The organism is Secundilactobacillus sp. MJ173 (assembly GCF_059704265.1).
This window is the reverse complement of the sequence record NZ_BAAKGN010000060.1, coordinates 27,382-51,328: the sequence shown is the minus strand read 5'-3', so window position 1 is coordinate 51,328 and position 23,947 is coordinate 27,382. Positions and strand designations below refer to the sequence as shown.

Genomic DNA, 23,947 nt, shown 5'->3' with positions numbered 1-23,947 from the left:
TAGTTAATTTCTATATAAGAGAGGAGATTAGCTACCAATGAAGTATAACCGATTATTATTTGGAATCGCTGTGGCAATGGGGCTAGGACTAACGACTACTCACGCTAGTGCCAAGGTGTCCCGCCCAGAATTTTCACCATATGAACTCACGTTTGAGGTGGTTAGAAAAGTTAGAGACGCTGGTTCCACCACACTCAGAAAATTGCCGAAGGAGTCCAAGACTGTTTCTGTGACAAAACCCAAGGTAGGAGTGACGGACTTCAATAATGAAGGGTTAAGAACGTACAATTTGAAGTCACTCTATCCTAATTACTATAGCCTGTACCCTGATTTAATACCCCCAATTGTAATCCCAAAGGGGGTGTCAACATTTAAATTTGAATCTGCATTAGTCTTGATTGCAACCAAAGAAGCACCTAAATTAAGGTATGTCCTTGAAAATCCTGATGCTACGAGAAGTACTAAGAAATTCACCGATTACCAGTATTCTTCAGGCACTGTTGATGGCATTTGTCGGCCCCTTTTAGTAGAACCACTCAAATCGAATTATGATTTAGTGGAGAATCAAGAGACTGTTATTACTCGAAATATGGCCCCAGTAGAAACGGTGATTCACCGTAAACAAATCGATTACCGAATTACTTATCAGACATCTCATGGTCAAACAGTGCTAGATGATGACCTGGCTGCTGGTTTTACATCAGCATATGAGCAAGTAACGGATAAAGTAGAAGCCCTTCTTAAAGAAGTTGTTACACAAGGATATCAAGTTCTTTCACATGAAATAGTGTACGATCAAGAAGGTAATGGGAGTATCCAATTAAAAATTCAAAAAGACAATGCAGATAAGCCGAAACCTAATCCAGTACCGTTACCGGTGCCCGAACCAACCCCAAATCCTGCACCAGTACCGGTACCGAAGCCGATACCTGCACCACAGCCGGTGCCCGAACCAACCCCAAATCCGGCACCTGAGCCACAACCAGTTCCCAATCCTACACCAGCACCTGACCCAGGACCGGTTCCCAATCCGGCGCCCGAGCCGCAACCAGCGCCCAATCCAGCACCGACACCTGATCCAGGACCGATTCCCAATCCAGCACCGACACCTGATCCAGGACCGATTCCCAATCCGGCGCCCGAGCCGCAACCAGCGCCCAATCCAGCACCGACGCCTGATCCAGGACCGGTTCCCAATCCGGCGCCCGAGCCGCAACCAGCGCCCAATCCTACACCAGCACCTGACCCAGGACCGGTTCCCAATCCAGCGCCCGAGCCGCAACCAGCACCCAATCCAGCACCGACACCTGATCCAGGACCGGTTCCCAATCCAGCGCCCGAGCCGCAACCAGCGCCCAATCCTACACCAGTACCTGATCCAGGACCGGTTCCCAATCCGGCACCTGAGCCGCAACCAGCGCCCAATCCAGCACCGACACCTGATCCAGGACCGGTTCCCAATCCAGCGCCCGAGCCGCAACCAACTCCCGATCCTGCACCATCACCAATACCAATTCCTGAGCCAGAACCAACCCCAGAACCAGCTCCAGAACCAACGCCCAATCCGGACGTAAAACCGGGGTCTCAGCCTAATCCAAGTCACAAACCAGATCATAGTGGTGGCCCAATTCATTTAGAAGATAAGCCATCGGTCGATCATTCGTCCGAGTTGGATAGATTGATCAAAAGATTAAATAGATTGATGGATCGTTATACCAAATTACTGAAACAACATCATAATAAGCATCGACATCAACATTCCCAAAGAAAACATAGTCGACATAAGGTAAACCAGCAGCATAAACGGCACAAGAAGACTACAAAAGCAAAAAGGCATCACCGAGGGAAGAAAGTCATCAAGAATGATACGAAAAAACGGTATTCAAAACGAATTCATTACGTGGCATAAAATTTAATAGTTAGACGTAATTAAGAGCAAAAACCTGATTTGCCATCAGGTTTTTGTCTACATATGATAAAATAATAGCCGAACAAAAATGTTAGGAGTATACGATGAATGATATGCAGCATAAAAAGATTGATTTTTCGCGGATTAATGCAGTGGTACAGGGAATTTTAATTGGCTTGATGGCTGGCGTGATTGTGAGCGTCTTTCGCTTATTGATCAGCCATGGTTTACTCTTGGTACAATGGTTTTTCCGTCAGGCCAATCATAATCTTTGGCTCCTTGGTATTTGGCTGGTCATTAGCGTGGTATTGACCTTAATCATTGGTCATTGGCTAAAAGAGACACCAGAAATTAAGGGGTCTGGTATTCCTCAGGTTGAAGGTCAATTAATGGGTGAAGTTGAGTATAAATGGTGGCCCGTACTGTGGAAAAAGTTTGTTGGTGGAGTGCTGGCTATTGGCAGTGGTTTATTTCTTGGTCGTGAAGGGCCGTCAATTCAGTTGGGAGCGACTGTTGGTCAAGGTTTCGCTGCTACACGGAAAATTTCTGGCAATAAGCGTCGAATCTTGATTGCCAGTGGAGCAGCAGCTGGTCTCTCTGCTGCTTTTAATGCTCCGATTGCCAGTTCACTATTTATCTTAGAGGAAGTTTATCATAATTTTTCAACGATGGTCTGGATTACAGCACTAGCCAGCGCAATTGCAGCAAATTTTGTTTCAACTTTTTTATTTGGCTTGACGCCTGTTTTACATATTAATTATGTGCACGCATTGCCATTAGCACAGTACGGCTGGTTAATCATATTAGGGGTACTACTGGGCCTTTTTGGCCGGCTTTACCAGCTGGTGGTATTGAGGGTCGGTACTTGGTATCACAAACTAAAGTTATTGCCGGATGAGTATAATAGTTTAATTGCTTTTATTTTGCTGATTCCAGTCGGCTTATTTTTACCTCAGATTTTAGGTGGCGGTAATCAGTTGATTATCTCAATTGGTGGCAGCGCACCTGGAATAATAGTTTTACTAATCGTGTTCGTTGTCCGCTTTGTTTATTCGATGATTGCTTATGGCACAGGGTTGCCTGGTGGCATTTTTCTACCAATCTTAACGTTAGGAGCGGTTTTAGGCGCGCTGTTTGGGCAAGTGCTCGTGGCATGGCATTTAGCCAGTCCTAACCTAGTACCGATTTTTACGATAACTGCCATGGCAGGTTACTTCGCAGGGATTAGTAAAGCACCGTTTACCTCGATTTTGCTGATCACTGAAATGGTGGGGACACTGCACCACTTAATGCCTCTAGCGGTTGTTTCATTACTGGCCTATTTGACGGTTGACGTCCTCGGTGGAACCCCTGTGTATGCAGCCATGCTCGAGAATTCTTTACAAAAGGTTCACCACGGTTCTTCTTCGCCCTTAACACAGTTGGAATTTCCGGTGTTCGAAAATGCCATCATGGATGGTAAACAGATTCGCGATATTGATTGGCCGGAAGGAACGTTATTGGTTGAAATCAAACGCGGCGAAAGGGTAATCGTTCCCCATGGTGATACGGTGGTACACCTAGGGGATACTTTGTTGCTAAATGTCCCACAACAAACGCTTTCAGATGTTCGCCAAAGGATGAAACATCTGACGGGTGAATAATCAGTTCTAGGATACCTGCTGTTCATAATTTGAGCCATAGGGTAGTAATCTATCAGTTTTTATGATAAATTGTATAGAGGTATTGTCGGAGACAAAGTAGCAATAGGAGGCAATTTCTTGTATAATCTACTATTAACATTACTGATGATCGATAGTGTACTTATTATAATTGCGGTGTTGATGCAGCCCGCTAAGCAAGACGATGCAATGTCTGCCCTAAGTGGTGGCGGTGCAGATTTATTTTCCCATCAAAAGGCTCGGGGCTTTGAAGCATTCATGCAAAAAGCAACTGTCGTTTTGGGAGTTATCTTCTTTGCGCTGGCGTTAGCATTAGCCTATCTTTCTTCACACTAGCAATAGATCCTCCTGTGATGACCACAGGGGGATTTTTGACTTTTTGACACTGATGGAGGTGAATAATAATGATTCAGCTACCCCAACCCTTCTTCTTTGAAGGCGGTTCGCAAGCGGTGATTCTTTTACACGCATATGCTAGTAATTCTAACGATGTAAGGCTGACCGGTCACTTCCTTCAAAAGCAGGGGTATACGGTACTTGGGCCGATGTTTACTGGTCACGGTACGGGTGAACCAACTGATATTTTGACTGAAGGTTCTCCGGATGCTTGGTGGCATGATACGCAACAGGCAATTCAGTTTTTGAGGGATAGAAAATACGAGCAAATTTGTATTTTCGGTCTGTCCCTGGGTGGTATTTTTGCCATGCGTGCTTTGGAAGAGGGCGCAACACTATTAGGTGGCGGATCGTTTAGTTCACCCATTATCATGTCTCAGAAAAACCACCTCACGCCAGAGTTTATCCGATTGGCTCAAGCAACCTATAAATACATGAAAGTCGATGATGAGACACAGCAGCAACGCTTAAACTGGCTGAAGGCTCATTTACCAGAGCAATTGACACAGATCAATCAGTTTGCGGGTGTGGTTGCTAGTGATTTAAACAAAGTCAAACAGGCAACTTTTGTGGCTCAGGGTGGTCAAGACGAATTGATTGATTCACAAAAAGTGTACGAATTAAAAGCTGCACTAACGAACAGTCAAGTTAGTTTTCACTATTATCAGGACGCGGGGCACGTGCTCACGGTAAATAAAGCCCACCATCAACTTGAACAAGATTTAATAGTATACTTAAAACAGATTTTTAACTAATCACAACAAATTAAAATTAATGAGGAATAAATCGTGGAAGATAATAATTTAAAGCAACAAATTACGGATTTACTTCGAGCAAATCCCACAAAACGGTTTCGGGTAGAGGATGTTTCCGATGCTCTTGGTTATCATGGATCCGCAGCTTTTAAGCTGATCGTTCAAGAGTTTGCTCGCCTGGAACGCGAACAGATTGCCGTGGTTACCAGTGAAGGCGAATTTCAATTAAACGAAAAGGCACGAACCCTTAATGGTGTCTTTCATGCCAATGATAAGGGCTTCGGGTTTGTGGCATACGATGATGAATTGCCTGATGCCTATATTGCTCCGGATAACACGATGTTAGCGTTAAACGGTGACGAAGTGGACATGGAAATTGTTCGTGCTGCTGACCCACATTCTGATCGTGGACCAGAAGGTAAGGTCACAGGGATTGACGTGCACCATTATACACACGTAGTAGGGGCCTTTACTCAGACTGATAATGATATGGGCTACTATGGACAAGTTCGGCTAACGGACAAGAAATTGTCTCGCTATAAGTTCTACGTCGTTGATACTGGCTTAAAGCCAACTCCTGGCGAAGTCGTTACCGCTGAAATTACTGAATATCCTAACCCTGATCATCCATTAGCAATGGTCGGTATTGCCAAGCAGGTGATTGGTAGTGTGGATGATCCTGGTATCGATATCTTACAAATCGTGTATGCGCATGATATTCCATCAGAATTTCCAGAGGATGTTTTGCAGGAAGCTGATGCGATTCCAGATCACGTTACGGAAGCTGAAATGGCTGGCCGTGAAGATATTACGGATCAGGACCTGGTCACAATTGATGGTGAGTCATCAAAGGACTTGGATGACGCCGTTACCGTTTGGAAGATGGATAACGGGAACTATCACTTAGGTGTGCACATTGCCGATGTTTCCCACTATGTCAAGGAAGGCTCGTTGCTGGACCAAGAAGCTTATAAACGTGGGACCAGTGTTTACTTGACTGATCGAGTAATTCCGATGTTACCTCGACGGTTATCAAACGGTATTTGTTCTCTGAACGAAGGCGTTTTACGACTATGTATGAGTTGTGAAATGGAAATTGATCCAGAAGGTAATGTGGTTAATCATCGGATTCATCCTAGTGTCATGAAATCAACTGCACGGATGACTTATACCGATGTGAACAAGATTTTGGAATCCCATGACGATGCGACCCGTGAACGTTACGACCGGTTAGTACCTATGTTTGAAACCATGGGCGAATTGCACAAGATTTTATACAAGCAACGCAAGCGTCGTGGTGCCATTGATTTTGATGATCATGAAGCAGAAATCATTGTCGACGAAACGGGTCACGCCATTGATATTCAGCTTCGGGTTCGTGGTTTAGCTGAAAGAATGATTGAATCGTTCATGCTGGCTGCCAATGAAACTGTTGCTGAACATTACAACAAAGCTAAAGCACCCTTTATTTACCGGGTCCATGAAACACCAGATGGTGAACGTGTAAAGAGTTTCTTCGAGTTCTTAACTGCTTTTGGTATCAACGTGAAGGGTGATCCTGATCACTTACGGCCAAAGATGCTCCAAAATGTTTTGAAGTCAGTTGCTGGCAAACCTGAAGAAGCCGTTGTATCCGTTATGATGCTAAGAAGCTTAAAGCAGGCCAAGTATACTGACCAATCCCTTGGTCACTTTGGGTTAGCTGCTAAGTACTACACCCACTTTACGTCACCAATTCGTCGTTATCCGGATACCATGGTGCACCGTTTGATTCACTTCTATGAAGAGAATGGTATTAATTCTAAGAGTAAAGAGCGCTATGCTGATTTACTCGAAGAAATTGGTGTTCATTCATCAGAAATGGAACGTCGCGCAATCGATGCTGAACGTGATACCGATTCCATGAAGAAGGCCGAATACATGGCGGATCACCTTGGTGAAGAATTTGACGCAACTGTTAGTTCTGTCATGAAGTTTGGGATGTTCATTGAACTACCTAACACGGTTGAAGGCTTGATTCACATTAGCCGGTTAACGGATGACTACTACGAATACGTTGAAAAGTATTTGGCACTGGTTGGTCGTAAGACTCACCGTACTTACCGTATTGGGCAAGCGGTTAAGGTCAAAGTTGTCAACGTCGACAAGGAACAAAGCCAGATTGACTTTGCGCTCGTTGACCCTTCAGCTGCACCAACGTCTGATTTATTGCCAAAGCGTGAACATCATTCTAATTATGGTGGTAATCGGAATAATGGCAATGGGCGTCCAAATGATCATCACCGTTCTCAAAATGGCGGTAACCGTAATCGAAATAATCAAGGTGGCAACCGGAATGGTGGACGAAATAGTAACGTGCACCATTCTCGCAACCAGACCCAGTCTGGCAACCGCCAGAATCATAAACCAAGTCATTAAAATTTAAAAGTGAGGTGAGGACTGTTGGCAAAGAAAAAAACACCAACTGACAAGAATGTCATGGCGCAAAATAAAAAAGCTCGGCATGATTATACGATCCTCAACACCTATGAAGCTGGTCTTGTCTTAACGGGGACCGAAATTAAATCGATCCGAGCTAAACGCGTTAATTTGACTGATGGGTTTGCTCAGGTACGTAATGGGGAAGCTTGGCTGATGAATATTCACATCAGTGAGTATACCCAGGGTAACCGGTTTAACCATGATCCGTTACGTAATCGTAAGTTGCTTTTGCATAAGAAAGAAATTGCCAAACTACAAGGTGAAACGCAAGATAAGGGGATCACAATCGTTCCCTTGAGAATCTACCTTAAAAACGGTGTGGCAAAGGTTTTGCTTGGTGTGGCAAAAGGTAAGCACGAGTATGATAAACGTGAGACACTCAAACGGCGCGAACAGGACCGTCAAATTGCTCGAGTGATGAAGCACTATTAAGATCCAGTGTGTGAAGTAACTCAGTTAGGTTTCAGAATAGCAGTAAGAAAAAAACACGTATTTCCCGTTTTGGGAATACGTGTTTTTTGACTTGTTGATTATGGCTAGAATCTGAGTGGCGGTGTTGAACCAAATGAAAGTTATAAAGAATGATCGCTAAAAACTGATTCGAACACTTGCCAATAAAGATTTGTGGCACAGTCGGTTTATTAGTTGGTGAATTGGTTAGTGGGTCAGTTTGTGATCAACCTGATGATTAGCATAGTGCCAAGCCTGATTACCGCGTAGCCCAATTTGACGTTTGAGTGAAGCGTGCCAAGCTTGAGCTGGATTTTTGAGCTGACTATGGCCATTGGCCCAGTGATCTAATGTGGCTGCAATACAGATACAAATTGGTTCCAATTGTTGGGAGATAATTTGCATTTCACGCAGATCACCGTCGCTACGAGAACTCATGATTGTTGTGGTACCATGATAAATTTTATAATTACCCGTGACAAAGTTGCCAACGATAATCCAGTGGAGATTACTAATATAAATCATTTCGTTAAAGAATCCTAGCCGTTTAGAAATGGCGCCTACTTTATTGCCCTCATAGTAAATATCGAAGTGGGGGAGCAGGCCTAATGAAGTTTGACGAAGTTCTGCCAGTAAGTCACCGCTAATTTGATACAGTGAAAGTGCGTCTTGATGACGTCCCCATTTGCCGATGAGGAGGTAAATAGAACGTCGGTCAGCGTCACGAACAACACTGGCCCCCTTAGCAGACAAACTGTCTTGTCGAATATACAGTGCGCGCATGGAAGCCTCCCATTCATTTTGTCGTAAATCAGGTCATTTATTGACGTATTTACCATTTATTCTAACATGAATAGTCGTTAAATTGAGTCTCACGAACTATCAATTTTTTTATTTTGCCGGATACAACGAACAATTTAAAAGTTCTCAATGACCACTAAAACGACTCAAAGAAAACTGTTCGAACGATTTTAGTGGTTATGACTAATAATTCGTGAAAATCTATGATAGAATGAACCTTGAGGTGTTGGGAATGAAACCGTTTATTCACAATGATTGGTGGCCAGTTTTGGAGCCTGAATTCAAAAAGGCATATTACCAAAATTTGCGTACTTTTCTTGTCCATGAGTATCAAACGCAAAATATCCATCCGGACATGTTTCATATTTTTGAAGCTTTCCAGTGGCCCCCTTTTTCACAGGTAAAAGTCGTTATTCTGGGTCAAGATCCTTATCATGAGCCTAATCAGGCTCATGGCTTGAGTTTCTCAGTACTGCCTGGAGTTCAAATCCCACCTAGCCTGAGAAATATTTACAAGGAACTAGAATCTGATTTAGGTATTAAGCCAGTTAACCACGGTTACCTTGAAAAGTGGGCGAAACAAGGTGTTTTGTTACTGAACTCAGTCTTGACCGTTCGTAATGGTCAAGCGTTTTCTCACAAGGGAAAAGGTTGGGAACAATTAACGGATGCTGCTATCCATCAGTTATCCGAAAGGCCTACTCCTGTAGTATTCATTCTATGGGGTCGAGCAGCGCAAAGTAAGATCAGTTTGATTGATACCAAGGCAAACATTGTCATTCAGTCAGCGCATCCTAGTCCTTTGTCAGCTAATCGGGGGTTCTTTGGTTCTAAACCGTTTTCTAAGACCAACATCGCACTTGAATCATTAGGAGAAACACCGATTGACTGGCAGTTGCCTGAGCATGTTACTGCTGAGGACTCAACACCGCAGCATGAGGCGTCAAGAGAGAATTGACTAGTTGGAATTTCAAAATCTGGAGGTCTATATTGTGGAACTTTTTGATAGTTTAAAGCAAAAGATTAGTGGTTTGAATAAGACAGTTGTCTTACCCGAAGGCGAGGATGTTAGAATTATTGGCGCAGCTAGCCGACTTGCTTCAGAGAAATTACTGCAGCCGGTTTTACTTGGTAACGTCGACAAAATCAAAGCAACTGCCAGTGAAAAAGGGATTGACCTAAATGGTGTTAAATTAGCGGATCCAAAGAATGCTTCTGAAGATGAAAAGAAGAAGATGTTGGATGCCCTAGTTGAACGTCGGAAGGGTAAGAATACCCCAGAACAGGCAGCTAAAATGCTCGAAGATTCTAACTATTGGGGCACGATGATGGTTTACCTTGGTGAGGCAGATGCCATGGTTTCAGGCGCTGATCATCCAACCGGTGATACGATTCGTCCGGCTCTTCAAATTATTAAGACTAAGCCCGGCGTTAAACGGATCAGCGGTTACTTTATCCTCTTAAAAGGTGAAGAACGGTTAATGTTTGCCGACAGTGCAATCAACATTGACTTGGACGCTGCTGGGATGGCTGAAGTGGCTGTTCAAAGTGCTGAAACTGCTAGAAAGTATGGCATTGATCCTAAAGTTGCCATGTTAAGCTTTTCAACCAAGGGTTCCGCTAAGGCTGATCAAGTCACCAAAGTTCAAGAAGCCACTAAGTTAGCTCAAGAACAGGCACCAGATGTTCCAATCGACGGTGAACTTCAATTCGATGCTGCGGTAGTACCAGAAGTTGCTGCCAGCAAAGCACCTGGTTCAAAGGTTGCTGGCCACGCTAACGTCTTCATTTTCCCAGAACTTGAAGCGGGTAACATTGGCTATAAGATTGCTCAGCGTTTAGGTGGGTATGAAGCACTTGGCCCACTGCTACAAGGTATGAACGCGCCAGTATCTGACTTGTCACGTGGTTGCAATGAAGAAGACGTCTATAAAGTGACGATTATTACTGCAGCTCAGGCTGTTGAATAAATTTTAAAATTGACGAAAATTTTGGAGCTGTCGGCAGCATCATTGCCCCAGCTCCTTTTGATTTGAGGGGTTACTATGACACTTACAATTAGGGTTTCAACACCAGAAGAAACAATGGCGATCGGTCAAAAAATCGCTGCACTGTTAGCACCAAAGGATATTATTTTACTAGATGGTGATTTAGGTGCCGGGAAAACTACCTTTACTAAAGGATTGGCAGCTGGACTAGGCATTAAACGCAACGTGAAGAGTCCCACTTTTACCATTATCCGGGAATATCAGGACGGTCGTTTACCACTTTATCATATGGATGTGTACCGACTAGAAGATGGCAGTGGCGATGAATTAGGGCTAGACGAATATTTTAATGGTGATGGTGTCAGTGTCGTGGAATGGTCAAAATTTGTCGCAGATGAATTGCCGGATGATTACTTACGGATTGCGTTCAAACGATTAGATGAGGAAGGCGAGAATCAACGTGAACTGATTTTTGACCCTCACGGACAACGATTTGAAGCCATGGTCGCAAAATTACAGGAGAAATAGGATGGCGCAGAACTCGGAGTTAGAAATTCGAAAGGCAGTGGCAACGGACGCCCAAGCAGTCTTGAACTTACTTACAATCCTCAAAACAGAATCAACGACTTTTGAAGACAGCAGCGATGACGTTGATTCTGCCACTGAAAGCGAACAAATCGAGCGCATCAGCAGGTCAACACAGCAGGTTATTTTATTAGCCGTACTGGATAATGAACTGGTGGGGCTGGTCACCATTCTACCAACCACGGATTCTTCGACTGGTGAGATTGGGGTGGCAGTTCTCAAAAAGTATTGGCATCACGGAATCGGTCGAGAACTCATGCTGAGTGCGCTTGATTGGGCAGCGTTAACCAGTCGTTTTCAAATCATCAGCCTGACGGTACAGCTGCGTAATCAGCGAGCGGTAAAACTCTATGAAAGTATTGGGTTTCAGACCACTCGAAGGACACAAGTAACGGCCTCTACTGGGGAAGTTGTTGAGGCTTCTGAGATGCAGTTAGCTGTTAAATAGGTAACAAAATAAGCTGAACTACCAGATTCTGGTAATTCAGCTTATTTTTGTTGCCTGTACAAGTTAGGCCATTTTGATGAACGGTTTAATGGCATCCTGACCAAAAGTCTTGGTTTCGGTTAATAAAATATTGGCACAGGCCAAGCTGTCATCCAACGCATTATGGTGATGTTCAAGTGAGATACCTAATGCGTCAGCAACCGTGTTGAGTTTGTGATTTTCAAGCATTGGTAAAAACTGACGGCTAGTTTTCACCGTATCCAGCGTTAAATAAGCTGGTGAAGTCATGCCATAATGATTCAAGGTTTGACGCAAAACGCTATTATCAAATTGAGCATTATGAGCGATTACCAACTGTTCTGGTGTAAAGAAGGATTGAATATGCGGCCAAATCGTTGGGAAGTCAGGTGCATCAGCAACATCCGCTTCGTGAATGCCGTGAATTTGGACGTTGCGCCAGAAAAAATCGGTGTCAGGTTTGATCAGTGTGTAAAATTCATCAGCCACCTGGTTGTTACGAACAATCGTCAATGCCAGCGAACAAGCAGAATAGCGTTTACCGTTGGCAGTTTCGAAATCCATTGCAACAAAGTTCAAATCGGCCACTGCTACTGATAACTTATAAAAAGTTATAGATTATTCTTGCTTCTCCCTATCCTGCCTCGCATGAAACTCACTAATACAGTTGGTATGATAGTCCACAAGCGTTAATTCCCGGCTAGCCACCGGTACATGCTTTGAAACCTGTGTTAGTAGGCTAGTTTAAAGTTTTCAGTATCCCTGATGTTTAAGGCCGCGTTAATATCTCGATCTGCAGTATAACTACATTTAGGACATTGATAGGTGCGCTCACTTAGCTTTAAATCAATTTTTTTATAGCCGCATTGATGGCATAACTTAGAAGTTGGTTCAAACCGGCCAGTTAAGTGCACCGGAATGCCTAATTGCTGGCATTTAGAAACTAACTTGATTCTAAAGTTATAAAAGCCTTGATAACTAACTGCTTTAGCTAAATGCCGATTTTTCATCATACCTCTAACATTCAAGTCCTCTAAGGCTACCCACTGCGGTTTGGTTCTCACTACAGTAGCGATAATCTTATTTTGATAATCTACCTGAATGTTGGTTAATCGTTGATACAAGCGTTGCACTTTCCGCTGAGTTTTAGCTAGATTAAAATCAGTAGCAGATTTCCCTTCTTTCTGTCTTCTAGCTTTCAGTGCAAGATACTGACGGGACATTTTTCTTTGCAGTCTGCGCAGACGTTTTCTGATGCGCCTTACGCGACTACTTTTATTCTGATTGTGATACAAAGTGCCATCGTTTAAAATGACAAACTCTTTTAAACCAAGGTCAATGCCAATAGGCTCACCGGTTAATTTAAATTTTGGTAGTTCAGCCTGTTCCACTAAACAGGTCAGGTAATACCGACCAGCCTTAAATTTAATCCGACCTTGTTTGATAACAAAGTGTTCTGAGTCTGTAGGAATGTAGCCAAACTCTTTCAAACGAACCCAGCCAAGCTTGGGTAACTTGATCCGGTGACGCTGACAGGAAATGATTTGCGTTTTACTATTCTTAACAAAGTAGTAACTGCCCTGGCCCCGTTTAAACGACTGCCAATGTGGGAAACCACTTTGTTTTTTGAAAAATCGCTTCATAGCTGTATCAGCATCGATAAAGGCCTGTTTGACCGATTTAGCATATAAATCCTTGATCCATAGATCATCAGGATTAGCTTCAAGGTATTCATGGTTAAACCACTTGCTAAACTCATAAGCGCCCATGTAGTAATAACCGCATTCATAACGCTGCTGATTGATATCCAGAAACAGGTCATAGGCCCAACGACTGCCACCAATATGACAGTCAATCTGCCAGGCTTGTTTTTCAGTCGGCTTAATTTCGACTTTGTAGGTGAGTAGCATCAGGTATTCCGCCTTATTGAATTTAATCACCAAGGTAAGGTGTCTCCCATATTATACGGGAGAGATTTACCCCAAAAAGCCTTTTAATGAAATTCATATAAATCACTGCTTATAAGCTATCATCTGATATGGAAATTTTAACGCCTAACTTTAACCTTGTGATATTTTCACCAGACTTATAAGAATACAGAATAGGATATAAGCACCACTTTACAAAGATTGATATTCTTTTACAGCAAAACAGTTACTGTTCATTCCTCCTTTCAAGTCATACAAATTATACGTGAAGCCCGGTAGTTGTCAAGGAAATCGGGCAATGATCAGAGCCGAAAATGGTGTCCTTGATGTCGGCAGATTCCAGCTTAGACTGGATGGCATTGCTGGTAACAAAGTAGTCGATTCGCCAACCGGCATTACGATCCCGGGCATTAAAGCGGTAACTCCACCAGGAATAACGGTCAGTGACATCGGGGTAAAAGTAGCGGAAAGTATCAGTGTAGCCGCGTGCGAGAAAACGGGTAAAAGCTTCTCGTTCCTGATCGGTAAAACCAGCGTTTTTATGGTTTGTCTTTGGATTCTTAATGTCAATTTCTTCGTGAGCAACGTTTAAATCACCGCAGAGAATGACTGGTTTCTGCGCGTTCAGTTGATCAATGTAGTCTTGGAAGGCGTCTTCCCAGCCCATCCGGAAATCCAGTCGTTTGAGGCCAGTTCCCGAATTTGGCGTGTAGCAGGTGACTAAGTAAAAATCTGGATACTCTAGAGTAATCACACGACCTTCGTGATCAAACTCATCAGTGCCGATATCGTAAGTGACATTGATTGGCTGATGCTTAGTGAAGATGGCCGTACCGGAGTAGCCTTTACGATCAGCAGAGTTAAAATACTGATGGTAACCGGGCAGATCCAGCTTGAGTTGATCAGGTTGCATTTTAGTTTCCTGGATGCAGAAAAAATCTGCGTCCAAATCGTTAAATGTCGTCATAAAATCGTGTTTAACAGCGGCTCGGAGCCCGTTAACGTTCCAACTAATAAATTTCAAGGCTGAGACATCCTTTCTTGGTGAAATCGTTCAACTTTAGTTTATCATTTTTGAGTTGTTTTAGACGATAATCATTTGATTAAAACACCGTTAAAAAGGATGGGCACAACGTGTTTGTACCACTAACCTTTCGTTGGCGGTAACAGGCATGGTATGATATGAATATATTATTTTACGAAATATTTGAGTAACGAAAGGAACTTAATCATGACGGCAGACATCATTGCAACTTTTCCCAAGGTGAAGTTGATGCAAAACGAACCATTATCAAACTACACGAATACGAAAACGGGAGGCAAGGCTGATTTCTTAGCCTTTCCAGTCAGTTTAACCGAAATTCAAGCATTAGTGAAATACGCTAATAAGCAGGCGTTACCGGTTACTGTGATTGGCAATGCCAGTAATTTAATTGTTAAAGATGGCGGGATTCGTGGCTTAGTGATGATTTTGACTCGCATGAATCATGTTGAAGTGAAGCACAATGAAATTTTGGCTGAATCAGGGGCTTCTTTAATCGAAGTTACCAAGGTTGCTCAGCGTGCAAGTTTGACGGGCCTTGAATTTGCTGCCGGCATTCCCGGAAGTGTTGGCGGTGCCGTCTTTATGAATGCGGGTGCATACGGTGGTGAAATCAGTATGGTTGCGGATTCAGTCACGGTGCTGACACCGCAAGCAACACTGAAAACGATTCAGCGAGGGGATCTGGATTTCGGTTACCGACACAGTCGTGTGCAAGACGAAGGTGATATTGTCGTTACTGCTACCTTTAAGCTGCAAGCAGGTGATGCGACCGAGATTCAGGCCAAGATGGATGATTTAAATGTCCGCAGAGCGGCCAAGCAACCGTTGGATTTGCCATCATGCGGCAGTGTTTTTAAGCGGCCAACCGGCTATTTTGCTGGTAAATTGATTCATGACGCAGGCCTTCAAGGGTATCAGTCTGGTGGCGCACAAGTTTCCACCAAACACGCTGGGTTTATTGTGAACGTTGACCATGCTACAGCTTCCGATTACCTGGCAGTGATTCAACACGTTGAAGCCACCGTTTTGGCCAAGGCAGGAGTTCAGTTGCAGACCGAAGTACGCATTATTGGAGAAGATCTGGTTTAGATTTAACGAGAGGGGGAAGCTAGTTGCTGATAGTTGAAGCGGTTATTTTATTAGTTGTATTAGTTTTGATCTCCAACGTCATCAGCCACTACTTAACCTTTATTCCGGTGAGTTTAATTCAAATTGCGCTGGGATTAGTAATGGCGCTATTTTGGGAAATTCAGATTCCGTTAGATACGGACTGGTTTTTATTGCTCTTTATTGCGCCACTGCTGTTTAATGATGGGCGGCGCTTTCCTAAACGAGAGCTTTGGCAGTTACGTGGACCAATTTTTGCTAATTCCATTTTGCTGGTATTCTTGACAACGGTTGTGGGCGGCTACTTTATTTATTTAATGATTCCACGGTTATCGCTATCGGTTAGTTTTGCGTTGGCGGCAATTTTGTCACCTACCGATCCCGTGGCAGTTCAATCAATCTCAAAGCGAGTGAAACTGCCCGACAGGATTTTGCACCTGGTCAGCGGTGAGAGTTTGGTCAACGATGCGTCGGGGTTGATTGCGTTTAAATACGCGGTAGCAGCGACCGTTACGGGTGTTTTTTCGTTCAGTCACGCAGCCGGCGATTTTCTGTATATCAGTATTCTTGGCTTTTTGGCCGGCTTTGTCCTCATGCTGTTGATTGATTTTTTACGGCATTTCTTGAGGCAGCAGGGGATTAACGATGTTATCTTTAATACAGTTTTACAGTTGATGACGCCGTTTGTGATTTACGTGGTTGCCGAGGAAGTCCTTCATGCTTCAGGGGTGATTGCCGTCGTGACCGCTGGCGTGGTTTCTCATACGCAGGGAAGTCGACTTGTGGAAGATTCACCGGAGCTTAAGTTAGTCAGTGAGAAGACGTGGGATATCATTGTTTACCTGTTAAACGGCATTGTGTTCCTGATCTTAGGTGATGAATTACCGCTTGCAACAACCAAGATTATCAACGATGTGCATTTCAACACGTTTCAAGCGATTGGCTATTCGTTTGGGGCATGGTTGATTTTATTGCTGATTAGAGTGATTTGGATTTACTTGTATCAAGGCATTAGTAAACCCAGACGTCCCAGTTTGAGAGTAGCGCTTTTAGCAGGTTTGTCAGGTGTTCGGGGTGCCGTTACCATGGCAGGGGTACTGTCGTTGCCGTTTGTTACGGCTTCTGGACAGGCGTTCCCACAGCGGTCGTTAGTTTTGTTCGTGGCTGCAGGTGTGATTATTATTAGTTTGGTAGCTGCCGTTATCACGCTGCCGCTCGTTGCGCCTGATAATCCAGTGCCACTGCAGACTCGTGCTAGTTTTAGCGATGAAATGGATGAGGATCCTGATGACAGTGAAACCGACAGTCAGCAGTCCAGTGAGCCTCATTTATTAAGTGAGGCGGAGGCCAGAATATACATTATGCGTTTGGCAATTAACGCTATCGAAGAGCATCGTCGCATTGAAAATCAGCGTGCCGCTTACGATTTAATCTTGGATTATCAGTTTATTATTCGTCGGTTAGAGTTAAAAACACGTGATGATGAAGATCGAAAACAGGTGGTTGATGATGAAATCACTTTGCGGCAAGTGGGCTTGAAGGGTGAGCAATCAGCATTGGACAGGTTATACGCGCACCATCAGATTTCATCACAGGCCTACCATTCTGCAACTCAATCAATTAAACGCGCTGTTATGCGGATCAATCATCCTAATCGCCATTTGGATTTTGGACCTTTGAGAAGTTGGTCAGCTTTTCTTCACAGAACGTCACAATGGATCAGGGCGGCCATTCACCGATCACAAAGTAAGTCTTCTAATAATGAATGGCTGCTGATTGACCGCGAAAGTGCAAAATCAGCGATTAAAGCCCTCTCGAAGTATCTAGGTAATGATGAGGTTGATCCGCAATTATTGGATAAACAGGCCATTTATCACTTAGTTGTCTTTTATCGAAACCGGGTTGAACGTGCACGTAAAGATCGACGAGTTTCACGGTCGGAGTATGCAAAACAGCTTAATCAGCTTAGAGTGATTGCTTTAGGCGCTGAGCGGACAGGTGTTCAGTCGCTCCTTGAGTCGGGTAATATTACTTGGCAAATGTCAGGGCGGCTGCGCCAGTATATTAACTACTCTGAAAACGTGCTAATGATGGCCGTTAGTGATGAGCTTGATTAGTGATTTATAGCGGTAAATTTAAAAGGGGAGTCCAGTTAACGCTGCAACGTTAACTGGACTCCCCTTTAAATGATTAATGTTTTATTTTTGCGGTTCCTGTTTATCAGAATTTTCTGCAACACTTTTGGTTTCTTTGGTGGCCTGTTCATTGGCCATCTGACTGTGATAGGCTAGGTACACTAGCCAGTAAGCAATGAGCTGAATGAGAGTCATCAGTCCAACAAAAACGAGCATGGTAGGCGTCCACATATGTAGTAGCCGGTCAGTAATCAGTTCTGGTGAGATGAATAGATAGATGGTATGAATTCTCATAAAGCGACCAACGTAAATGCCAACTGATGACAGGAAGGTAAGAATCAAGACTAAAAGCGTCTGAAGCCAGGAATTTCCCTTTAAGTACCGTTGAGCGATGATATTGGCGACGTAGTTGAGACTCCAGAAACCAAGAATGACACAGAATAAAACGCTGATTAGAAGGTAGGTAAAGTAGATCCAAACGTGCAGGTTTAGCTGCAACAACCCATCAACACCGTATGGATTCAGGAGTGAAAGGTGAAACAAATCAGTGAGTAAGTAGGGTGCATTAGGGTAGAAAAGTAACCATAAAAGAACGATTAACCAGAAAAAAAGCCCATTTTTAGGCCGTTCTTTATTAAGATGAAAACTGATTTCGATGGGTAAATAACCCAGAAAGGTATTTAAAATTAAAAAAGTAAAAGGCTCATGTGCGAACTGCCACAAAAATAACAGCCACAGCACTACGAAAATCCGGATTTGCCAGCGTGCGTGACCTGCCACGAGATCATCTCCCTGTTCAAAATATCACTACTCAAATAATAACAGATTACTAGAGCAGTGACATGAAATTTCAGTGGGTTTACAAAAATTTTGAAATTTCATATTTGCGGATTTTAGAAATATGATGGTGATTCCAAAAAATAGGGGTTAGCGTGCTATAATGTTATCTGAATAGATTTTTGGAGGGAAATTATCAAATGAATCTTGATTGGAGTAGCTTTTTGACGTGGCATAACATCGTAAACCTCCTCGATATTCTCGTCGTCTGGTTTGTTTTTTACGAACTGATTATGCTGCTACGAGGAACCAAAGCTGTTCAACTTTTACGTGGTATCATCGTGATTGTCTTAGTCAAGATCATTGCGGTTTACGTAGGGTTTGGAACGGTTTCATGGTTGATGGACCAAGTGATCAATTGGGGCGTCATTGCCATGATTATTATTTTCCAACCAGAGATTCGACGCGGGTTGGAACATCTGGGTCGCGGGTCAGTGTTCGTCCGAAATCGGCAGGTAAACGAAGCTGAAAAACAGATGATTGCTGCTCTGGATAAAGCCATTCAGTACATGTCTAAACGCCGAATTGGTGCCTTAATGACCATTCAGATGGATACTGGATTGGAAGACTATATCGAAACAGGAATCGAATTGAATGCCAAGATTACGGGTGAGTTACTGATCAACATTTTTATCCCTAACACGCCATTACACGATGGTGCGGTAATCATTCGGAATAATAAAGTGGCAGTTGCTGCGGCTTACCTGCCACTGTCAGATAGTAATTTGATTCCGAAAGAATTAGGTACTAGACACCGGGCTGCGGTTGGTATTTCTGAAGTAACGGATGCGTTGACCATTGTTATCTCAGAAGAAACGGGTGAAGTTTCGATTACTAAGAATAATGAGTTGCTCCGTAATATGGATCAAAATGATTATTTGAAGTTTTTGAATAACGAATTGATTAAAGATCAGGAACCTGAACAACCGAAAAATCCACTGAACTGGCTGGTTGATATCTTTATCCAGTTCTTTAGGGGAGGGAATCGGTGATGAAGAAATTTTTCAATAGTCGTTGGACGTATCGGTTAATTTCCTTATTTTTGGCTGTCTGCTTATTCTTATACGTTAATAGCTCTAAGAGTGTGTCAACTCAGCAAACGAATAATACGGGAGGAACTAATTCCACAACTTTAACGGCTACAGAGCATAAAACTGTTTCCGTTCAATTGAGATTAAACGTGGATTCTGATAAGTATTTCGTCACGGGTTATCCGGAAAAAGTCAAGGTTCATTTACGCGGCCCAGCCGCCTTGGTTACCGCCACAGCCAATACACAAAATTTTAGGGTGTTCGCTAATTTGACGGGACTTAAGCCGGGCGAACATTCGGTGAAATTAAAACAGGATGGCTTAAACCGTGACATCAGCTATCAAATCGCGCCAGCTAGCATTAAAGTTAATATTCAGCCTCGGCAAACGGTGAGTTTCCCAGTCAGTGTTCAGTATGATAAAACTCGGATTGCTAAGAACTACGTTGCAGGCAGTGCCAATAGCGATGTTACCAGTGTTAAGGCAACTGGTGCTGAGGGTGAGATTGATCGAATCAGTAGGGTTGTTGCCCAATTAAACTTGGCTCAAAATACCAAGAAGTCCGTAAACAGTGAGGCAGTCATCGAGGCACTGGATAAGAATGGTCAGACGGTGAACGTCATCTTGACTCCTGCTACGACCCAAGTCAACCTGCCAATTACGGCAAAGGGACATTCGAAAAAAGTACCGCTGAAGTTTAAAGCTAAAAACGCCAATAGCAATCAGGAATATAGTTTTCAAAGTAGTACTCAGTCCATCCAGGTCTTTGGTTCTGAGTCGGAGTTGAAGGCTATTTCAGAATTTGATGCAGACGTTGACGTCAGTGATGTTAAAAATCAAAAAACAAAAACAATTAGTTTAGATGCAGAAGCTAACAAGGTGACGGGAACGGATCCTGCTAGTGTCAAGGTAACGATTGTAACTGAATCTAAATGATAATCTGGAAATGAGGAAAATTAAACATGAAGTATTTTGGAACTGATGGTGTACGTGGTATTGCTAACCAGGATTTATCTCCAGAACTGGCCTTTCAACTTGGTCGAGCAGGTGGTTATGTATTAACGGAACACGCTACTGAACGCGAACAACCACAAGTATTAGTTGCTCGTGATACACGAATTTCAGGGCAGATGTTGGAAGAAGCAATCGTGGCTGGGCTTTTATCTGTTGGGATTGAAGTTTTGCGTCTTGGCGTTATCACAACCCCTGCAGTCGCTTACTTAGTGCGTACTCAGGGTGCGGATGCCGGGGTAATGCTGACGGCTTCGCACAACCCAGTTGAAGATAACGGGATCAAATTCTTTGGTGCTGATGGCTATAAGCTTTCCGATGAATTAGAAGATGAAATCGAAAAATTGCTGGAACAAAAAGATACGTTGCCAAGACCAGCTGCCAAGGGATTAGGGACCGTTGAAGATTACCAAGAAGGCAGTCAAAAGTACATTCAGTTCTTGGAACAGACCATTGATGACGATCTCACTGGCATGCACATTGCGGTTGATTCAGCCAATGGTGCTACCAGCAACTTAGTATCACGGTTATACGCTGATTTAGGTGCCGAGTTTGATACCATTGCAACTACTCCTAATGGTTTGAACATCAACGATCAAGTCGGTTCAACCCACCCCGAACAGCTGCAAAAGTTTGTGGTTGAAAAGGGTGCTGCCATTGGTTTGGCCTTTGATGGTGACGGTGACCGTTGCATTGCGGTTGATGAAGAAGGTAATGTGATCAATGGCGACAAGATCATGTATATTTGTGGGAAATACATGTCTGAACATGGCCGTCTTAAAAAAGACACCATCGTCACTACTGTGATGAGTAATCTGGGTATGTATAAAGCCATGGAAGCACATGGATTAACCAGTGTTAAAACTAAGGTCGGTGACCGTTATGTCGTTGAAGAAATGCTTGCTAACGGATACAACCTCGGTGGTGAACAATCTGGACACATTGTTTTCTTGGACTTTAACACAACTGGTGATGGCATGTTGACCAGTTTACAACTATTACACATCATGAAGGAAACCGGTAAGAAATTGTCCGAACTTGCAGCCGATGTCCAAGACTATCCACAACAACTGATCAACGTCAAAGTCGCTGATAAAAAAGCAGCTTTAGATAACCCCGCCATCAAGGGCATTATTGATACGGTTGAAAAGGAGATGTCTGGTGATGGCCGAGTCTTGGTTCGTCCTAGCGGGACTGAACCATTACTGCGGGTCATGGCAGAAGCCCCAACTCAAGAAACTGTCGATGGTTATGTTAATCGAATCGTTGAAGTTGTTAAGCATGAAGTTGGTATCGAATAATATTATGAAACAAAGAGGCGGTTTTCAGACAATGATGTTTGAAAATCGCTTTTTTTAACTTTCGCAGTGTAAACAACCGTTTTCAATCTATACCATTTAGAACGTAAATATTGACAACTTATTTAAAAGACTGTAAAGTATACATGTTCATAGATATATGAGACCTTATTGAGTCTATACCAATTAAAATATTATGAAAACTAGAGGATGAAATCTTATGTGTGGAATTGTCGGTGTTACAGGCAGTGATAATGCAGTAAAAATCTTACTTGATGGTCTACAAAAGCTTGAATATCGAGGTTACGATTCAGCAGGAATTTATGTAAACGACCAAAGCGGTAAGGATTTTCTCGTGAAAGAAAAGGGCCGAATTGCTGATTTACGACGTGAAGTTGGACCTGAAGTTCACGGGACAACTGGTATCGGGCATACTCGCTGGGCAACCCATGGGGTTGTGAGTGTTGCTAATGCTCATCCACAAGTTTCGAAAGATGATCGTTTCTATTTAGTTCACAACGGCGTGATCGACAACTTCCAGGAACTCAAGAGTGATTACCTGAGTGATGTTCCCTTTACCAGCCAAACCGATACTGAAGTAATGGTTCAACTGGTAGATAAATTTGCTGTAGAAGAAGACCTTAATGCGCATGATGCCTTTACTAAAGCATTGAGCTTACTTAAAGGTTCTTCATACGCCTTTCTATTGATGGACCGTGAAGACCCAGAGACACTTTATGTCGCTAAGAATAAGAGTCCGTTATTGATTGGTGTCGGCGATGGCTTTAACGTTGTCTGCTCAGACGCCTTAGCAATGTTGCGCGAAACCCATGACTTCTTGGAATTAATGGACGGAGAAGTTGTTACCATTACACCTAATGAAGTTAAAATTGAAGACCAAGATGGCAAACCAGTCGAACGGAAGACCTTCCACGTTGACATGGATGCCAACGAAACTGATAAGGGCACTTATCCCTTCTATATGTTGAAGGAAATTGATGAGCAGCCAAACGTTATGCGTCGCCTTGCTCAGGTTTACTTATCTGAAACTGGCGAACCAGTCATCAGTGATAAATTATTGAATTCGATGAAGCAAGCAGACCGGATTTATATTGTGGGTGCCGGTACCAGCTACCATGCTGGTCTGGTGGGTAAGCGATTGTTTGAAAACCTGACGCAGACACCTACGGAAGTGCATGTTTCATCTGAATTTGCTTATGAACAGCCTATTTTATCCAAGAAGCCATTCTTCATTTTCTTGTCACAAAGTGGTGAAACGGCTGATTCACGTGAAGTCTTAGTTAACGTTAATGCGGGCGGTTACGAGAGTTTAACCATCACAAACGTTCAGAATTCGACTTTATCACGTGAAGCGACCTACACACTGTTGCTCCATGCGGGTCCGGAAATTGCGGTGGCATCTACTAAAGCCTATACTGCACAAATTGCTGTTGAAGCAATTCTTGCTAAGGCTTTGGGTGAAGCCGATAATCAAATCGTTGCACAACGGTTTGATGTTCGTCACCAATTAGGATTGGTTGCCACAGGTATTCAGGCCATCGTTGATGAGAAGAACAAGATCGAAGAATTGGCCAAGTCATCCTTCTTAAATACGCCAAACGCCTTTTACATTGGTCGTGGAGTTGACCAGAACGTTTCGCTTGAAGCCGCTTTGAAGTTAAAGGAAATTTCATACGTTCAAGCTGAAGGCTTTGCTTCCGGTGAATTAAAGCATGGGACGATTGCTCTGATTGAAAAGGGGACACCAGTTATTGGTATCATTACCCAGGAGAAGACAGCCGGTTTAACCCGCTCAAACTTACAGGAAACTATGGCTCGGGGGGCGCATATTCTGACCATTGTTTCTGAAAGTCTTGCTAAACCAGGTGATGATCTCATTTTGCCAGATGTTGACGAATTGATGACACCACTTCTGAGTGTTGTTCCAACCCAGCTCATTGCTTACTACACCAGTCTTAACAAGGGATTAGATGTTGATAAGCCACGTAACTTGGCAAAGAGTGTTACCGTTGAATAGTTTTAAATAAAAAATCATCACCAGCC

General features: G+C 43.3%; 21 protein-coding genes. 16 read left to right on the top strand and 5 right to left on the bottom strand.

What is annotated here, in order from left to right; translation table 11 throughout:
• The first annotated feature begins 37 nt into the window (after nucleotides 1-37).
• The 6 genes from AC6H04_RS09280 to smpB all read left to right on the top strand — a co-directional run bounded on the left by AC6H04_RS09280 (nucleotide 38) and on the right by smpB (nucleotide 7,634).
• Entirely contained in the window at nucleotides 38-1,909 is a 1,872-nt protein-coding gene (locus AC6H04_RS09280; protein WP_497571395.1) for a bL35 family ribosomal protein, read from the top strand.
• 104 nt (nucleotides 1,910-2,013) lie between these two features.
• Nucleotides 2,014-3,552: a ClC family H(+)/Cl(-) exchange transporter gene (locus AC6H04_RS09275; RefSeq protein WP_497571394.1), complete on the top strand. Its 1,539-nt coding sequence runs from the start codon at nucleotides 2,014-2,016 to the stop codon at nucleotides 3,550-3,552.
• 117 nt (nucleotides 3,553-3,669) lie between these two features.
• Nucleotides 3,670-3,906 (top strand): preprotein translocase subunit SecG, encoded by a 237-nt coding sequence (gene secG, locus AC6H04_RS09270; RefSeq protein ID WP_497571393.1) that lies wholly within the window; start codon nucleotides 3,670-3,672, stop codon nucleotides 3,904-3,906.
• Between the two features lie 68 nt (nucleotides 3,907-3,974).
• Nucleotides 3,975-4,721 carry an alpha/beta hydrolase gene (locus AC6H04_RS09265; protein WP_497571392.1) on the top strand — a complete coding sequence of 249 codons (747 nt, stop codon included), beginning with the start codon at nucleotides 3,975-3,977 and terminating at the stop codon, nucleotides 4,719-4,721.
• Between the two features lie 33 nt (nucleotides 4,722-4,754).
• A complete protein-coding gene (rnr, locus tag AC6H04_RS09260; protein ID WP_497571391.1) occupies nucleotides 4,755-7,139 on the top strand; it encodes a ribonuclease R in 2,385 nt (794 codons plus the stop codon).
• Nucleotides 7,140-7,163: 24 nt separating this feature from the next.
• The gene (gene smpB, locus AC6H04_RS09255; protein ID WP_098825630.1) at nucleotides 7,164-7,634 is read left to right on the top strand and encodes an SsrA-binding protein SmpB; all 471 of its coding nucleotides are present in this window, start codon (nucleotides 7,164-7,166) and stop codon (nucleotides 7,632-7,634) included.
• Between the two features lie 225 nt (nucleotides 7,635-7,859).
• Here the strand turns inward: smpB and AC6H04_RS09250 are convergent, their stop codons facing one another.
• Nucleotides 7,860-8,435, bottom strand: a complete 576-nt coding sequence (locus AC6H04_RS09250) for an LURP-one-related/scramblase family protein (RefSeq protein ID WP_497571390.1) — start codon at nucleotides 8,433-8,435, stop codon at nucleotides 7,860-7,862.
• 250 nt (nucleotides 8,436-8,685) lie between these two features.
• Between AC6H04_RS09250 and AC6H04_RS09245 the strand changes: the two genes are divergently transcribed.
• The 4 genes from AC6H04_RS09245 to AC6H04_RS09230 all read left to right on the top strand — a co-directional run bounded on the left by AC6H04_RS09245 (nucleotide 8,686) and on the right by AC6H04_RS09230 (nucleotide 11,474).
• Nucleotides 8,686-9,411, top strand: coding sequence for a uracil-DNA glycosylase (locus AC6H04_RS09245; RefSeq protein ID WP_497571389.1), 726 nt, complete (start codon nucleotides 8,686-8,688; stop codon nucleotides 9,409-9,411).
• Between the two features lie 34 nt (nucleotides 9,412-9,445).
• Nucleotides 9,446-10,423 (top strand): phosphate acetyltransferase, encoded by a 978-nt coding sequence (gene pta, locus AC6H04_RS09240; RefSeq protein WP_497571388.1) that lies wholly within the window; start codon nucleotides 9,446-9,448, stop codon nucleotides 10,421-10,423.
• Between the two features lie 75 nt (nucleotides 10,424-10,498).
• The gene (tsaE, locus tag AC6H04_RS09235) at nucleotides 10,499-10,969 is read left to right on the top strand and encodes a tRNA (adenosine(37)-N6)-threonylcarbamoyltransferase complex ATPase subunit type 1 TsaE (protein WP_497571387.1); all 471 of its coding nucleotides are present in this window, start codon (nucleotides 10,499-10,501) and stop codon (nucleotides 10,967-10,969) included.
• Between the two features lies 1 nt (nucleotide 10,970).
• Nucleotides 10,971-11,474, top strand: a complete 504-nt coding sequence (locus AC6H04_RS09230) for a GNAT family N-acetyltransferase (protein WP_497571386.1) — start codon at nucleotides 10,971-10,973, stop codon at nucleotides 11,472-11,474.
• A gap of 63 nt (nucleotides 11,475-11,537) precedes the next feature.
• Here the strand turns inward: AC6H04_RS09230 and AC6H04_RS09225 are convergent, their stop codons facing one another.
• The 3 genes from AC6H04_RS09225 to AC6H04_RS09215 form a co-directional block, all read right to left on the bottom strand.
• Complete coding sequence (locus AC6H04_RS09225) at nucleotides 11,538-12,071, bottom strand: 3'-5' exonuclease (protein WP_497571385.1); 534 nt, start codon at nucleotides 12,069-12,071, stop codon at nucleotides 11,538-11,540.
• Between the two features lie 152 nt (nucleotides 12,072-12,223).
• Nucleotides 12,224-13,402, bottom strand: a complete 1,179-nt coding sequence (locus AC6H04_RS09220; RefSeq protein WP_497571384.1) for an RNA-guided endonuclease InsQ/TnpB family protein — start codon at nucleotides 13,400-13,402, stop codon at nucleotides 12,224-12,226.
• A 277-nt stretch (nucleotides 13,403-13,679) separates the two neighbouring features.
• Complete coding sequence (locus AC6H04_RS09215; protein WP_497571383.1) at nucleotides 13,680-14,444, bottom strand: exodeoxyribonuclease III; 765 nt, start codon at nucleotides 14,442-14,444, stop codon at nucleotides 13,680-13,682.
• Nucleotides 14,445-14,651: 207 nt separating this feature from the next.
• On the opposite strand from AC6H04_RS09215, the gene murB reads away from it, so the two are divergent.
• Both murB and AC6H04_RS09205 read left to right on the top strand, forming a co-directional pair.
• The gene (murB, locus tag AC6H04_RS09210; protein ID WP_497571382.1) at nucleotides 14,652-15,554 is read left to right on the top strand and encodes a UDP-N-acetylmuramate dehydrogenase; all 903 of its coding nucleotides are present in this window, start codon (nucleotides 14,652-14,654) and stop codon (nucleotides 15,552-15,554) included.
• Between the two features lie 23 nt (nucleotides 15,555-15,577).
• Nucleotides 15,578-17,689: a cation:proton antiporter gene (locus AC6H04_RS09205; protein ID WP_497571381.1), complete on the top strand. Its 2,112-nt coding sequence runs from the start codon at nucleotides 15,578-15,580 to the stop codon at nucleotides 17,687-17,689.
• Nucleotides 17,690-17,770: 81 nt separating this feature from the next.
• Here the strand turns inward: AC6H04_RS09205 and AC6H04_RS09200 are convergent, their stop codons facing one another.
• Nucleotides 17,771-18,487: a DUF1361 domain-containing protein gene (locus AC6H04_RS09200; protein WP_497571380.1), complete on the bottom strand. Its 717-nt coding sequence runs from the start codon at nucleotides 18,485-18,487 to the stop codon at nucleotides 17,771-17,773.
• Nucleotides 18,488-18,684: 197 nt separating this feature from the next.
• On the opposite strand from AC6H04_RS09200, the gene cdaA reads away from it, so the two are divergent.
• The 4 genes from cdaA (at nucleotide 18,685) to glmS (ending at nucleotide 23,921) form a co-directional block, all read left to right on the top strand.
• Complete coding sequence (gene cdaA, locus AC6H04_RS09195) at nucleotides 18,685-19,536, top strand: diadenylate cyclase CdaA (RefSeq protein WP_497571379.1); 852 nt, start codon at nucleotides 18,685-18,687, stop codon at nucleotides 19,534-19,536.
• Nucleotides 19,536-20,510 carry a CdaR family protein gene (locus AC6H04_RS09190; RefSeq protein ID WP_497571378.1) on the top strand — a complete coding sequence of 325 codons (975 nt, stop codon included), beginning with the start codon at nucleotides 19,536-19,538 and terminating at the stop codon, nucleotides 20,508-20,510. The genes cdaA and AC6H04_RS09190 overlap by 1 nt, the downstream gene beginning before the upstream one ends.
• A 26-nt stretch (nucleotides 20,511-20,536) precedes the next feature.
• Nucleotides 20,537-21,886: a phosphoglucosamine mutase gene (gene glmM / locus AC6H04_RS09185; RefSeq protein ID WP_497571377.1), complete on the top strand. Its 1,350-nt coding sequence runs from the start codon at nucleotides 20,537-20,539 to the stop codon at nucleotides 21,884-21,886.
• A gap of 217 nt (nucleotides 21,887-22,103) precedes the next feature.
• Nucleotides 22,104-23,921: a glutamine--fructose-6-phosphate transaminase (isomerizing) gene (gene glmS / locus AC6H04_RS09180; protein ID WP_497571376.1), complete on the top strand. Its 1,818-nt coding sequence runs from the start codon at nucleotides 22,104-22,106 to the stop codon at nucleotides 23,919-23,921.
• Nucleotides 23,922-23,947: the final 26 nt, after the last annotated feature.